10 protein-coding genes are annotated in these 12903 nt (G+C 73.8%); 7 read left to right on the top strand and 3 right to left on the bottom strand.

The annotated features are described in order from the left end of the window. Positions 1 to 25: 25 nt before the first annotated feature. On the bottom strand, positions 26 to 337 hold the full coding sequence (locus tag ACZ6EM_RS11375) for a DUF3817 domain-containing protein (protein ID WP_380348672.1): 312 nt from the start codon (positions 335 to 337) through the stop codon (positions 26 to 28). Between the two features lie 266 nt (positions 338 to 603). On the opposite strand from ACZ6EM_RS11375, the gene ACZ6EM_RS11370 reads away from it, so the two are divergent. The 5 genes from ACZ6EM_RS11370 (at position 604) to ACZ6EM_RS11350 (ending at position 4401) form a co-directional block, all read left to right on the top strand. Continuing rightward, on the top strand, positions 604 to 1401 hold the full coding sequence (locus ACZ6EM_RS11370; RefSeq protein WP_465772272.1) for a DUF2127 domain-containing protein: 798 nt from the start codon (positions 604 to 606) through the stop codon (positions 1399 to 1401). Positions 1402 to 1504: 103 nt separating this feature from the next. After that, on the top strand, positions 1505 to 2143 hold the full coding sequence (locus tag ACZ6EM_RS11365; protein WP_401045021.1) for an AIM24 family protein: 639 nt from the start codon (positions 1505 to 1507) through the stop codon (positions 2141 to 2143). Then, positions 2143 to 2793: an AIM24 family protein gene (locus ACZ6EM_RS11360; protein WP_359899915.1), complete on the top strand. Its 651-nt coding sequence runs from the start codon at positions 2143 to 2145 to the stop codon at positions 2791 to 2793. Before ACZ6EM_RS11365 ends, ACZ6EM_RS11360 begins: the two co-directional genes overlap by 1 nt. Before the next feature lie 242 nt (positions 2794 to 3035). Beyond that, complete coding sequence (locus ACZ6EM_RS11355) at positions 3036 to 3845, top strand: AIM24 family protein (RefSeq protein ID WP_401045034.1); 810 nt, start codon at positions 3036 to 3038, stop codon at positions 3843 to 3845. Between the two features lie 40 nt (positions 3846 to 3885). Continuing rightward, positions 3886 to 4401, top strand: a complete 516-nt coding sequence (locus ACZ6EM_RS11350; RefSeq protein ID WP_359899917.1) for a MarR family winged helix-turn-helix transcriptional regulator — start codon at positions 3886 to 3888, stop codon at positions 4399 to 4401. Between the two features lie 60 nt (positions 4402 to 4461). Here the strand turns inward: ACZ6EM_RS11350 and meaB are convergent, their stop codons facing one another. Together meaB and ACZ6EM_RS11340 are read right to left on the bottom strand one after the other, a co-directional pair. Then, the gene (gene meaB / locus ACZ6EM_RS11345) at positions 4462 to 5418 is read right to left on the bottom strand and encodes a methylmalonyl Co-A mutase-associated GTPase MeaB (protein WP_359899919.1); all 957 of its coding nucleotides are present in this window, start codon (positions 5416 to 5418) and stop codon (positions 4462 to 4464) included. Between the two features lie 87 nt (positions 5419 to 5505). Then, a complete protein-coding gene (locus ACZ6EM_RS11340) occupies positions 5506 to 6699 on the bottom strand; it encodes an acetyl-CoA C-acetyltransferase (protein WP_465772271.1) in 1194 nt (397 codons plus the stop codon). A 251-nt stretch (positions 6700 to 6950) separates the two neighbouring features. On the opposite strand from ACZ6EM_RS11340, the gene mce reads away from it, so the two are divergent. Both mce and ACZ6EM_RS11330 read left to right on the top strand, forming a co-directional pair. After that, positions 6951 to 7391 (top strand): methylmalonyl-CoA epimerase, encoded by a 441-nt coding sequence (gene mce, locus ACZ6EM_RS11335; protein WP_316526247.1) that lies wholly within the window; start codon positions 6951 to 6953, stop codon positions 7389 to 7391. 509 nt (positions 7392 to 7900) lie between these two features. Continuing rightward, positions 7901 to 12793 (top strand): hypothetical protein, encoded by a 4893-nt coding sequence (locus ACZ6EM_RS11330; protein WP_465772270.1) that lies wholly within the window; start codon positions 7901 to 7903, stop codon positions 12791 to 12793. Positions 12794 to 12903 lie beyond the last annotated feature (110 nt).

Here is a 12903-nt window from a genome sequence, read left to right as displayed (position 1 = left end):
CGACCGTCCACGATGACGCCGGGGCTCAGGCGGTGGCGGGCTTCGGCTCGCCCCGCTCCTCGCGGGCGAGCATCCGCTCGGCGAAGAAGCCGCCGGTGGGCAGCACCGCGAGCACGAACATCAGGACGCCGCGCTTGGCGTCCCACTTCTGCGCCTGCCAGGCCTGGATCCAGAAGACCGCGTAGAGGATGAACAGGACGCCGTGGACCATGCCCATCACCGGGACGGCGTCGAACGAGGTGGTCCGCTTCAGCACCGAGCAGATCAGCAGCAGGATGAAGGAGACCCCTTCGGGGCCGGAGACCAGGCGCAGGCGGTGGACGGCGCTGCTGTTCACGATGGATACCTCAATACGGGGGTCGGCGGCGCGGGCGCGCTTGTGAAGCAACTCACAAGCCTTCCGGCCATTATCGCCGAGCACACGCGGGGACCCCCGGCCGGGGGTGGCCACCGTGCCCGATCTCACAGCGCCCGCCCGCCCTGTCACAGCTGTGTGCCGGAACGCCTCCGAGCGCGACCGCCCGTCACCGGGAACCCCTATCCTGCTGCCCGCGCGCCCACCGATCCGGGCGCCGACGCATCGCACACGGGGGTAGTCGCCACATGCTCAAGCTCGACTGGGACCGCAGGACCTGCGCCAGGCGCGGTCACACCACCTACGCGCCGACGGAACCCGAACTGGCCTCCCGGCTGCACGCCTCCACCGCCCTCGGCGACGCCTGGCGCTGCCTGCGCTGCGGCGACTTCGCGCTGGGCGACCCGCACGGCTCCGGACCGGCCGAGGACGCGCCGCTGGTGCCGCGCGGCAAGGCGCTGCGGGACCTGTTCATCCTGCGCTTCCTGGCCGTCGAACGGGTGCTGCGCGGGCTGCTGATCATCGTCGTCGCCTGGGCCGTGTGGAAGTTCTCCAACAGCCAGGACGCGGTGCATCGGGTGTTCGACGAGAACCTCACGGTCTTCAGGCCGGTCACCGACCACTTCCACTGGGACCTCGAACACGCCCCGATCGTCGAGACCATCCGCAAGACCTTCGACTTCAAGAAGAGCACCCTGCTGATCGTCGCGGGCGCCCTGATCGCCTACGCGGTGATCGAGATCGTCGAAGCGGTCGGCCTGTGGCTGAACAAGCGCTGGGCCGAGTACCTGACGGTGGTCGCCACCGCGGCCTTCCTCCCCCTGGAGGGCTACGAGCTGAGCCACCACGTCAGTGCGCTCAAGGTCTGCACCCTGGTGCTGAACATCGCGGCGGTGCTCTGGATCATGCTCTCCAAGCGCCTGTTCGGACTGCGCGGCGGCGTGGTGGCCTTCGAGGCGGAGCGCCACTCGGCCTCGCTGCTGGAGGTCGAGCAGGCGGCCGGCACCGTTGTGCGCCCCGGACAGGGGGCGCACGCCCGAGCCTGAGCGGGGCGCGCGCCCCGGCCTGACCGGCGCGTTTGTCGCAAGCTGGTACCAGTTGGCCCGCGCACCCTCCCCGGGCCACGGCCGCAGCGGCTAGATTGCGGCCGTGGCACAGTTCAGACTCCAGGGATCGCGCGTGCTCGCCGTCGAATTGGGCGGGGACGCCGTCAAGGCGCGAAACGGTTCGATGGTCGCCTACACCGGGCAGATGGCCTTCAAGAAACTGACCGGCGGCGGGGACGGCCTGCGCGGCATGGTCACCCGCCGGCTGACCGGCGAGAAGATGACGGTCATGGAGGTGAAGGGACAGGGCACCTGCTACTTCGCCGACAAGGCCACCGAGATCAATCTGGTCCGGCTGAACGGCGAGACGCTGTACGTCGAATCGGACAACCTGCTCTGCACCGAGTCGACCCTGCACACCGGCACCAGCTTCACCGGGCTCAACGGCATGTCCTCCGGCAACGGCCTGTTCACCACCAAGGTGGAGGGCCACGGCTGGGCGGCCGTCACCTCCAACGGGCCGGCCGTCATCCTGCGGGTCGACAAGAGCATGCCGCTGCGGGTGGACCCGGGCGCGTACGTCGCGCACACCGGCACCCTGCAGCGCAGCCTGAAGTCGGGCGCGGGCTGGACGACGATCATCGGCGAGGGCGGCGGCGAGGCCGTCCAGATCGAGTTCACCGGCGAGGGCCTGGTGTACGTCCAGCCCTCCGAGAAGGTCACCGTCGGGGGCGACGTCTGATGGGCTTCACGAAGATCAACGGCAAGATGGTCGAGGCCCAGGTGCTACCCGGGCAGCGGCTGTTCAGCCAGCGCGGCGCGATGCTCGCGTACAGCGGCGACGTCCGCTTCACGCCGAACATCACCGGCGGGCAGGGCGGCGTGATGTCGATGATCGGCCGCCGGGTGGCCAACGAGGACACCCCGCTGATGACCGTCGAGGGCCAGGGCCGGGTGATGTTCGGCCACGGCGGCCACCACGTCCACGTGATCGACCTGTTCGGCGACACCCTCTACGTCGAGGCGGACCGGCTGCTCGCCTTCGAGGGCACGCTGCGGCAGTCCACCATGTTCATGGGCTCGCAGGGCGGGGTGATGGGCATGGTCCGCGGCCAGGTCACCGGGCAGGGCCTGTTCACCACCAAGCTGGAGGGCCAGGGCGCGGTCGCGGTGATGGCCCACGGCGGCGTCTTCGAGCTGCCGATCGTCCCCGGCCAGTCGGTGCACGTCGACCCCCAGGCGTACGTGGCGCACCGCGGCGACGTGCGCAACAAGCTGTCCACGGCGCTGGGCTGGCGCGACATGATCGGCCGCGGCTCGGGCGAGGCGTTCCAGCTGGAACTGTCCGGGCAGGGCGCGGTGTACGTCCAGGCGAGCGAGGAGAAGCTCTGATGTCCCACCCGCCGCAGCCCCCGTACGGCTCCCCGCACAACCAGCCGACCCAGCCCGGCTTCGCGGTCCCGCCGCCCCCGCCGAACTACGGCCCGCCGCAGGGCTACCCGCCGCCCCCGCCCGGCGGCTACCCCCCGCCGCCGCAGCAGCCGTACGGCCAGCAGGCCCCGCCGCCGCACCAGCAGCCGCACCAGCAGCAACAGCCGTACGCCCAGGAGCAGTTCGGCGGACCGGTGGCCCCGCTGCCGACCGGCCACGGCGGCGCCGGGCCGGTGGTGTGGGACGCCCACAGCCTGCCGGCCGGCGACAACGTCAACCCGTACGCCTTCTCGGTCGACCTGAACGGCTCGTACTTCCTCCAGAAGGGCAAGATGGTCGCCTACTACGGCGACATCACCTTCAAGGGCGTCGGCGCCGGGGCGGTCGACCGGATGCTCGGGCAGCACTTCAACTCGCCGATGCACGCGGCGGACTGGGTGGTCGCCGAGGGCCGGGGCAAGCTGCTGCTGGCCGACCGGGCGTTCGACCTCAACTCGTACGACCTGGACGAGGGCAACCTGACCGTCCGCTCCGGCAACCTGCTGGCCTTCGACCCGACACTGCGGCTCAAGCAGTCGATCATCCCGGGCTTCCTGACCCTGATCGGCACCGGCCGCTTCGTCGCCGCCTCCAACGGGCCGGTGCACTTCGTCGAGCCGCCGATCCGGGTCGACCCGCAGGCGCTGGTCGGCTGGGCGGACTGCCCGGCGCCGTGCCACCACTACGACCACGACTACATGCACGGGCTGATCGGCGGCCTGCGCCGGCTGACCGGCTTCGGCGGGGCCTCCGGCGAGGAGCACCAGTTCGAGTTCATCGGCGCCGGCCAGGTGCTGCTGCAATCGAGTGAAAAACTCCTGGCCGAGCGGTCGGTCGGCGCGGTCGGGGCCGAGGCGGGCGTGCCGATGGGCGGCGTGCCGTCCCAGCCGGGCACGGCCGGGCACGGCGGCGGGAATCCCAACATCCCCGGGCTCGGTAACCTGGGCGACCTCGGCCGACGTTTCGGTCTGTAAACTTGTACAAGATTGAACTAAATCGGCTATGCTGGGGAGCATGGATACGCACACGATCGACACTGCGGACACCCCTCCGCCGCAGCCCGAGGAGGAGACTCCCTGGCTGACCGCCAGGGAGCAGCGGATGTGGCGCGCCCATCTGGAGGTCGCCAAGCTGCTGGACTACCAGCTCAGCCGCGAACTCCAGCCGCACAACCTCGCGATCAACGACTACGAGATCCTGGTGGTGCTCTCCGAGGCACCGGACCGCCGGATGCGGATGACCGACCTCGCGACCGCCACCCTCCAGTCGAAGAGCCGCCTCTCCCACCAGATCACCCGGATGGAGAACGCCGGCCTGGTCCTGCGCCAGGAGTGCCCCGGCGACCGCCGCGGCCTCTACGCCCACCTCACCGAACACGGCTGGGAGACCATGCAGCGGGTCGCCCCGGACCACGTGCGCAGCGTCCGCGCCCACTTCATCGACCGCTTCACCCCGGAGCAGCTCGACGACATGTACCAGGCCCTCGCCCCCATCGCCGAACACCTCCGCGGCCTGCGCGGCAAGCCGTAGCGCCGCCCCCGCACCGCACCGCCCCGCCACGACCACCGTCGCGGCGGGGCGGACCGCGTCTCAGCTCGCGGTCAGGCCGGCGACCAGTTCGTCGGCCGCGCCGTACGGGTCCAGCGCGCCCTCGGCCACCCGTTCGGCCAGGACGGCCAGGCGCCGGTCCCCGCGCAGGTCGCCGATCCGGGCGCGCAGTTCGGCCAGGGCGATCGCCTCGATCTCCTCGGCGGCCCGGCGGCGGCGCCGCGCGGCGAGCTCACCGTGCTCCTCCAGCCAGGCCCGGTGCTTCTCCAGCGCCTCGACCACCTCGTCCACGCCCTCGCCGCGGGCCGCGACGGTCTTGACGATCGGCGGACGCCAGTCCCCCGGCTCCCGGGCCTCGCCGAGGCCCAGCATGTGGTTGAGCTCCCGGGCGGTGGCGTCGGCGCCGTCCCGGTCGGCCTTGTTGACCACGAAGACGTCGCCGATCTCCAGGATCCCGGCCTTGGCGGCCTGGATGCCGTCACCCATCCCGGGGGCCAGCAGCACCACGGTGGTGTCGGCCTGGGCGGCGACCTCGACCTCGGACTGGCCCACCCCGACGGTCTCCACCAGGATCACCTCGCAGCCGGCCGCGTCCAGCACCCGCAGCGCCTGCGGCGCCGCCCAGGAGAGCCCGCCGAGGTGGCCGCGGGTGGCCATCGAGCGGATGAACACCTCCGGGTCGGTGGCGTGGTCCTGCATCCGGACCCGGTCCCCCAGCAGCGCGCCGCCGGAGAACGGCGAGGACGGGTCGACGGCCAGGACCCCGACCCGCTTGCCGAGCCGCCGGTAGGCGGAGACCAGCGCCGAGGTGGAGGTGGACTTGCCGACCCCGGGCGAGCCGGTCAGGCCCACCGTGTACGCCCGCCCGGTGTGGGGCGCGAGCGCGGCCATCGCCTCCCGCAGCTGCGGCGCGGCGTTCTCGACCAGCGTGATCAGCCGGGCGACCGCCCGCGGCCGGCCCTCCCGGGCCTGCTCGACCAGCGTGGCGACATCGATCATCAGGAGCTCCTAGCGCAATGCCGTCGAATGCCGAAAGGGGCTGCGGACCGCCACTCGCGGTCCGCAGCCCTGGAGCGATCGGCCGGGTCAGGCCTTCGGGACGCGCACGATCAGCGCGTCGCCCTGGCCGCCGCCACCGCACAGCGCGGCCGCGCCGACCCCGCCGCCGCGGCGCTGCAGCTCCAGCGCCAGGGTCAGCACCACGCGGGCGCCGGACATCCCGATCGGGTGGCCGAGCGCGATGGCGCCGCCGTTGACGTTGACGATGTCGGAGGAGACGCCCAGGTCCTTCATGGACTGGTGGGCGACGGCCGCGAAGGCCTCGTTGATCTCGATCAGGTCGAGGTCGGCGACCTCCAGGCCCTCCTTGGCCAGCGCGTGCTTGATCGCGTTGGACGGCTGCGACTGGAGCGAGTTGTCCGGGCCGGCCACGTTGCCGTGGGCGCCGATCTCGGCGATCCAGGTCAGGCCCAGCTCCTCGGCCTTGGCCTTGCTCATCACGACCACGGCGGCGGCGCCGTCGGAGATCTGCGAGGAGGTGCCGGCGGTGATCGTGCCGTCCTTGGCGAAGGCCGGGCGCAGCTTGGCCAGGCCCTCGACGGTGGTGTCCGCGCGGATGCCCTCGTCCTGGCTGAACAGCACCGGCTCGCCCTTGCGCTGCGGGATGGCGACCGGGGTGATCTCGGCGTCGAAGACCCCGTCGGCCTGCGCCTTGGCGGCCCGCTGGTGGGAGGCGGCGGCGATCTCGTCCTGCACCTCGCGCGGGATGCCCAGGCGGGTGTTGTGCTTCTCGGTGGACTCGCCCATCGGGATGTTCTCGTAGGCGTCGGTGAGGCCGTCGTGGGCCATCGCGTCGAGCATCGCGATCGCGCCGTACTTGAAGCCCTCGCGGGACTTCGGCAGCAGGTGCGGGGCGTTGGTCATCGACTCCTGGCCGCCGGCCACCACGATGTCGAACTCCCCGGCGCGGATCAGCTGGTCGGCCAGCGCGATGGCGTCGAGGCCGGAGAGGCAGACCTTGTTGATGGTCAGCGCCGGGACGTTCATCGGGATGCCGGCCTTGACGGCGGCCTGGCGGGCCGGGATCTGGCCCGCGCCGGCCTGGAGCACCTGGCCCATGATCACGTACTGGACCTGCTCGCCGGTGATCCCGGCCCGCCCCAGAGCGGCCTTGATCGCGACGCCGCCGAGGTCGGCGCCGGAGAAGCCCTTGAGGGAGCCCAGCAGGCGGCCCATCGGGGTCCGCGCACCGGCAACGATCACAGAGGTGGTGTTGGTCATGGGACGGGCCCCTTCGCACGTCGTGGCCAGGTGAGGATGCGCTCAATGTACTGACCTGTTACCCGCCCGTCACCGGAACGACGGTGTGATCGAGCGCACTGGCACCCTCCAGTCAACACCGTGCCGACCCGCTCCGGGTGAACCGCCCGCCGTGTGAGCAGGCTCGCACGCCGGGTACTGGCGTACGGCGCGGGCCATGCGCTGCACTTGGTGCACCTTTCCCACCGCCCTTCCCCACCCCGGAGGCCGTCGTGCTGACCCGCATCGACCACATCGGCATCGCCTGCCGAGACCTCGACAAGACGGTCGAGTTCTACCGCGCCACCTACGGCTTCGAGGTCTTCCACTCCGAGGTCAACGAGGAGCAGGGCGTCCGCGAGGCCATGCTCCGGATCAACGGCACCGACGACGGCGGCGCCTCCTACCTCCAGCTGCTGGAGCCCACCCGGCCCGACTCCACCGTGGCCAAGTGGCTGGAGAAGAACGGCGAGGGCGTGCACCACATCGCCTTCGGCACCGCCGACGTGGACGGCGACTCCGAGGCCATCCGGGACAAGGGCGTCCGGGTCCTCTACGACCAGCCGCGGATCGGCTCGATGGGGTCGCGGATCACCTTCCTCCACCCCAAGGACTGCGGGGGCGTCCTGACCGAGCTGGTGACGTCCGCGCAGCAGGGCCACGACGAGCACTGATCCCCTCCCGGCCCGCCCCGGGGCGGGCCCCGCCCCGGCGGCGACCGACGGCCCGCCGGTCATGACCCGTCAGTAACCTGGCGGGAAGAGCCGGAAAACACCCCTGCGGCCATTCCCCCGCAGTGCGCTCCCACTACAATGCCCAGGTGCGCGACGGCTCCGGGGGACGGAGGCGACGGGCACGGCCGAAGACAGGCCCGTCCGCCCTCCGGTGGTCGGCCCGTCGCAAGGGGAGTCCATTACGCGGGCACGGCTGAACAGTCGCAAGACGGATCTGTCACCATTCTCCACAAGGCAAGAGTTCGCCCAGGAGTCCACTCGGACGGGGGAACGCGGCATCCCCGCGCTCCCGCGCCCCGGACTCCGACGACCGCGGCGGGCGGCCCCGACATGGCGGGGAGCCGTCCACCGGCTGCGGATGCAAGGACCAGTCGGACCGGCGCCCGGGATACCGGAGCCCGGCCCCGGCCCGGTCGAGGACGCGACCAGGAGATGGATGGGACCGCGGAGTGCGGGGCAACGACCGCTACGAGGCTGACGATCACCTCTCCCAGTTCGAGGCCGAGATGGGTCGGACTCGGAAGGAGCGGGACAAGGCAGTCGAGCATGCCGAGGACCTCGCCTACCAGGTGGAGGTACTGCGGGCGAAACTGCACGAGTCCCGCCGCATGCTCGCCCAGCCGCGCGCCTTCGACGCCGTCTCCGGCCAGGCCGAGCAGATGCTCCGCACCGCCGAGATGCAGGCCCAGCAGCTGCGCGCCGACGCCGAGCGCCAACTGCGCGACTCCCAGGCCGCCACCCAGCGGATCATGGCCGAGGCCGCCGAGCGCACCGCCCGGCTGGAGGCCGACCTGGCCGCTCGCCGCCGCCAGCTGGAGGACGAGCTCACCGAACTGCGCCGCTCCGCCGAGCAGCATGTCAACGGCTGGGCCGAGCAGACCCGGGCCGGCTCCGAGCAGGAGGCCCAGCGGCTGCTCCAGGAGGCCCGCGCCGAGGCCGAGCGGATGGTCGCCGCCGCCCGTGCGGAGGCCGTCGCCCTCTCCGATCACGCCCGCGCCCGGACCGCCGCCGACGTGGACGCCGCCCGCGGTGAGGCCCAGGCCGCCGCCGAGGCCGCCCTGCAGCGGGCCCAGAACGACGCCGAGCGCCTGCTGCGCGCCGCCTCCGAGCAGGCCCAGCAGGCCGGCGCCCAGGCCGCCGCCGACGTGGACGCCGCCCGGGGCGAGGCCCAGCAACAGCTGGCCGCCGCACACGCCGCCGCCGAGGGCCAGCTGGCCGGTGCCCAGGCCGAGATCGGCCGGCTCAAGGCGCAGGCCGCCGCCGAGCAGGCCCGGGCCGAGCAGCAGCTCGCCGCGGCCAAGGCCGAGATAGAGCGGCTGCGCGCCGAGGTGATCGCCGAGGCGGAGCGCACCCGTTACGAGGTCACCGAGCTGCGCGCCCAGGCCGAGCAGGCCGCCGAACAGCTCCAGGCCGACGCCGAGGCCGCCGCCGAACGCAGGGTCGCCGACGGCGAGGCCGCGAACGAGCAGCGCTCGCAGACCGCCCGGGCCGAGGTGGCCCGGATGGTCGCCCAGGCCACCAAGGAGGCTTCGGCGATCCGCGCCGAGGCCGAGGCCGTCCGCGACGAGGCCGCCACCAAGCAGGCCGAGGCCGACGCCGCCAAGGCCGCCGCGGCGGAGGAGAGCGAGCGGCTGCGGGCCACCGCCGAGTCGGTGGCCACCGAGCTGAAGACCGAGGCCGAGGCGGCGATCGCCGAACTGCGGGCCCAGGCCGAACGGGACGTCGCCGAGCTGCGGGCCCAGGCCGAGGCCGACGCCCAGCGGCTGCGCGGCGAGGCCGAGGAGGCGGGCCGGGCGGCCGGCGCCAAGGACGCCACCGTCCACCTCGCCAAGGCCGCCAAGACCGCCGAGGAGGTGCTCGGTCGGGCCGACCAGGACGCCGAGAACGTCCGCGGCGAGGCCGCCGCCGAGGCCGAGCGGATCCGCGCGGAGGCCGCCGCCGAGGCGCAGCGGCTGCGCGAGCAGGCCCAGGCCGCCGTCGAGCAGGCCCAGAACGCCGCTCTGGACGACGCCGCCGCGATCCGCGAGCGGATCGAGCAGATGCAGGACGAGGCGGCCCGGCTGCGGGCCGAGGCCGAGGAACTGCGCGCCCAGGCCGCCGCCGAGGCCGACCGGGTGCGCGGCGAGGCCCGCCGCCAGGCCGTGGTCCAGATCGAGGAGTCGGCGAAGAACGCCGAGGAACTGCTCAGCAAGGCCAAGGCCGACGCGGACGAGCTGCGCGCGGGTGCCGCCGGGGAGATCGAGCGGCTGCGCGAGCAGGCCCAGGAGCAGGCCGCCGAGACCCAGGGCCGGGCCGAGCAGACCCTGACCCGGGCCCGCGCCGAGGCCGGGAAGATCACCGAGGCGGCCGAGCAGCAGGGCCAGGACGCGCTCGCCGCCGCCAAGGCCGCGGCCGCCGAGAACCGGGCCGCGGCCGAGCGCGAGACCGCCGAACTCCGGCGCGAGGCAACCGAGTTCGACCAGCAGGTGCGCGCCGGGGCGACCGCCGCGGCACAGGCCCTGACCACCGAGGCGCAGGCCGAGGCGGCCTCCGTCCGGGACGCCGCGGTGGCCGACGCCGAGCGGGTGCGCACGGAGGCCGACGCCGAGGCCGCCCGGGCCCGGGCCGAGGCCGCGGCCGCCGCCGACGCGCTGCGCGAGGAGAGCCGGCGCGAGCGGGAGGAGGCGGCCGAGGGGCTGCGGCGCGAGCGCGAGGAGACCTCCGAGCACCTGGACGCCGCCGAGGCCGCCCGCGAACAGGCCGAGCAGGCCGCCGCGGAACTGCGGGCCCTGGCCCAGCAGGAGACCACCCAGCAGCGCGAAACCGCCGAGGCCTACGCCGACCGCGTCCGCACCGAGGCCGAACAGCACGCCACCGACCTCACCGAACGCACCGCGGCCGAGACCGCCGAGGTCCGCGAGGCGGCCGACCAGCACGTCGCCGAGGTCCGCGAGCAGGCCGACGCCTACGCCGACGAGCAGCGCACCACCGCCGACACCTACGCCGCGCAGACCCGGACAAAGGCCGAGCAGGCCGCCGCGGAACTGCGGGCCCTGGCCCAGCAGGAGACCACCCAGCAGCGCGAGACCGCCGAGGCCTACGCCGACCGCGTCCGCACCGAGGCCGAACAGCACGCCACCGACCTCACCAAGCGCACCGCGGCCGAGACCGCCGAGGTCCGCGAGGCGGCCGACCAGCACGCGGCCCAGGTCCGCGACGCCGCCGAGCAGCACGCCACCGAGGTCCGCGAGCAGGCCGACGCCTACGCCGACGAGCAGCGCACCGCCGCCGACGCCTACGCCACCGACGTCCGCGAGCAGGCCGACGCCTACGCCGACGAGCAGCGCACCGCCGCCGAGGAGGCGCTGGAGCGCGCCGAGGCCACCGCCGAGCAGCGCCGCGCCGAGGCCGCCAAGGACGCCAAGGCCACCCGCGAGAAGGCCGCCGCCGAGCTGGCCCTGGCCAACGAGCAGGCCTCGACCGTCCGGGCCGAGGCCGGCCGCGAGTTGTCCGAGGCCCGCGCCACCGCCGACGGCATCCGGGCCGAGGCCACCGCCGAGCTGGAGCAGGCCAAGGCCGACCGCGCCGAGCTGATCTCCGCCGCCAAGGCCGAGGGCGCCGAGCTGGTGGCCGTCGCCGAGGAGGAGGCCGCCGAGGTCCGCCAGGCGGTGGCGGGCATGCACGAGGCCGCCGCCGAGCAGATCGCCGCGCTCAGGGCCGCCGCCGCGCAGGAGGCCGCCGAGGTCCGCGAGGCCGCCGAGCAGGACGCCACCGAGCTGCGCGTCCTCGCCGAGCGGGAGACCACCGAGCAGCGGGAGTCCGCCGACGCGTACGCCGCCGAGCTGCGCAGCCTGGTGGAGCGCGAGAGCGCCGAGCAGCGCGAGCTCGTCGACCGCGAGACCGCCGACCTGCGGGCCCGTACCGAGGCCGAGACCATCGCCCTGCGCGAGCAGACCGAGCTGGAGCTGGCCGCCGAGCGGGAGGCCACCGAGAACGAGCTCGGCCGGCAGCGCGCCGAGGCCCTGGCCTACGACGAGCAGCTCCGCGCGGACGCCGAGGCCGAGCTGCGCGCCGCCCAGGAGGCCGCCGAGCAACTGCGCGCCGACGCCGGGGCGCAGGCCGCCCGGACGGTGGCCGAGGCCGAGGCCCAGGGTGCCCGCGGCATCGCCGACGCCGAGGAGCTGGCCGCCGGTCTGCGGGCCGAGGCCGAGGAGTACGCCCTCGCCACCCGCACCCTGGCCGACGAGTACGACTCCGCCACCCACTCCCGCGCCGACGACTACGACGCCAAGACCCGGGAGGCCGCCGAGCAGTTCGACAGGGCCACCCGCGAGCACGCCAAGTCCGTCCTGGAGAAGGCCTTCGCGGACGCCGAGGCGCTCGGCGAGGACGCCCAGACCACCGCGCTGGCGACCACCGCCGCCGCGGAGGAGCAGGCGGACGCGATGGTCGCCGCCGCCCGCAAGGAGGCCGGCCGGCTGGTCGCCGCCGGCGAGGCGGCCGGCCAGGCCGAGGTCGAGAAGGGCCGTTCCGACGCGGACGCCCTGCTCGCCGAGGCCCGCCGGGACGCGACGGCGATCCGCGAGCGCGCCGAGGAGCTGCGCGAGCGCACCGACGCCGAGGTCGAGGCCCTGCACGAGCGCGCCCGCAAGGAGAACGCGGCGGCCATGAAGTCGGCCGGCGAGCGGGTGGACGCGCTGGTGACGGCCGCCCAGGAGCAGCTGACCGAGGCCGAGGAGCAGGCGGTGGCCACCGTCGCCGAGGCCGAGGACCGCGCGGCGGCGCTGGTCGCGGCGGCCGAGGAGCGCGCGAGCGAGCTGACCTCGGAGGCGTCCGCGGAGGCCAGCAAGGTCCGGCTGTCGGCCGTCCGCAAGGCGGAAGGCCTGCTGAAGGAGGCGGAGACCAAGCTCGCCAACTCCACGGACCGCGCCGAGTCGCTCATCGAGAAGGCCGAGGCGAAGCTGCGGTCGTCGGAGAGCGAGGCCGAGGAGCGGCTGGACCGGGCCGCCACCGAGGCGGAGAAGCGGCTGCGGGACGCCGACGAGGCCGCGGACGAGCAGATCGAGCTGGCGAAGGCGGAGGCCGAGCGGCTGCTCGCCGAGGCGACGGCCGAGGCGAAGCGGGTCACCGACGAGGGCCGGCGCGAGCTGGACGAACTGGTGCGCCGCCGCAAGGACATCAACACCGAGATCTCCAGGGTCCAGGACGTGCTGTCCGCCCTGGAGGCGTTCGAGGCGCCGGCGCCGGTCGCCCAGGCCAACGGGGGAAGCAGCACCAAGAAGGACGGGGGCGCCAAGGCCGGTGCCGGAGTTGGCTCCCCCCGGTCGGGTGGCAATCGCTCCAAGAGCGCACCACCCGATTGAGCGGACATTGGCGGTCATTGTCCGTGAGAGAACGGCATATCGCCGTCGACACTCCGGTACCGTGTCAGGATTCCCTCAACCACCTCAGCGGTTTGACGACAGGAAGCCCA

This window comes from Kitasatospora sp. NPDC041917 (genome assembly GCF_055589745.1).
Note: the sequence above shows the minus strand (reverse complement) of the source record. Positions and strands in the feature narration are given on the sequence as shown.

Excerpts from the sequence above, each read along its gene's own strand:
- ACZ6EM_RS11360 (WP_359899915.1), top strand. The coding sequence starts at position 2,143 with ATGGGCTTCACGAAGATCAACGGCAAGATGGTCGAGGCCCAGGTGCTA.
- ACZ6EM_RS11340 (WP_465772271.1), bottom strand. The coding sequence starts at position 6,699 with ATGACCAACACCACCTCTGTGATCGTTGCCGGTGCGCGGACCCCGATG.
- ACZ6EM_RS11350 (WP_359899917.1), top strand. The coding sequence starts at position 3,886 with ATGGATACGCACACGATCGACACTGCGGACACCCCTCCGCCGCAGCCC.
- ACZ6EM_RS11370 (WP_465772272.1), top strand. The coding sequence starts at position 604 with ATGCTCAAGCTCGACTGGGACCGCAGGACCTGCGCCAGGCGCGGTCAC.
- meaB (WP_359899919.1), bottom strand. The coding sequence starts at position 5,418 with ATGATCGATGTCGCCACGCTGGTCGAGCAGGCCCGGGAGGGCCGGCCG.